The sequence below is a fragment of the Escherichia sp. AM3 genome (assembly GCF_032029835.1).
GTDB lineage: Bacteria > Pseudomonadota > Gammaproteobacteria > Enterobacterales > Enterobacteriaceae > Escherichia > Escherichia coli.
Window position 1 is genome coordinate 1 of record NZ_JAVUPQ010000420.1, and the last position, 841, is coordinate 841.

Here is an 841-nt window from a genome sequence, read left to right on the forward strand (position 1 = left end):
TTGTTTATACTGACTAATTGCTTTGTTGTGTGATTTTAAACGCTCAAATTTATAAAACGAATAATATTGTCAACCTTGCAATAATAGACATAGGGACAACCATGTATAAATTTTTACCCTCAGGCGTCTTCACAATAGAGCCATATAGCAGTGGGTCACTTAGTGGGCTTAATTTTTCCATTAAAGATAATATTAATATTGCTCAGTATAAAACATCATATGGTAGCCCATCTTGGCAAGTAAACATAAGGCTGCCATTTATAAGGCACTGTTGCAAAAATGTGGAGGTGATAGGGGTACTACGCCGGAACCCCAGATTTTTCCGTCCGTTCAAATTATCCACGGTTGAGCAGCTTGATCCCGTCCGCCCGCAGTTGACCAACAGGGGAAATATGCCTGTACAAAGTTTGCCGGGTTATCCCAAGTTCCTGGCATAGCGTACTGACCTTTGTTTCTGATTGTCCCATTGATGCCATTGCCAGTCGCAGTTTGACTGGCGTCATTTTATAAGGTCGGCCGCCGTTCCGCCCACGGGCTCTTGCTGATGCCAGACCTGCAGTCGTTCTTTCAGCAATCAGTTCGCGCTCAAACTCCGCCAGTGCGGCAAAGATACCGAAGACAAGCTTGCCAGCGGCCGTTGTTGTGTCGATAGTCGCCCCGTGACCGGTCAGCACTTTCAGACCGGTCCCCCTCGCGGTCAGGTCGTGCACTGTATTAATGAGATGACGAAGATCACGACCGAGGCGGTCCAGCTTCCATACGACCGAGAGCATAAAAAATATTGGGGCAGCGTGAGCTATGCTGCCATCGCTGGTCCCTTCCCGTCACTTTGAAAACCCGG

The 841-nt window shown here is 47.7% G+C and carries 1 pseudogene; it reads right to left on the reverse strand.

The window, feature by feature from the left end:
• Positions 1-335: 335 nt before the first annotated feature.
• A pseudogene (locus RTW80_RS26315) lies at positions 336-764 on the reverse strand (recombinase family protein); the annotation flags it as partial.
• Positions 765-841 lie beyond the last annotated feature (77 nt).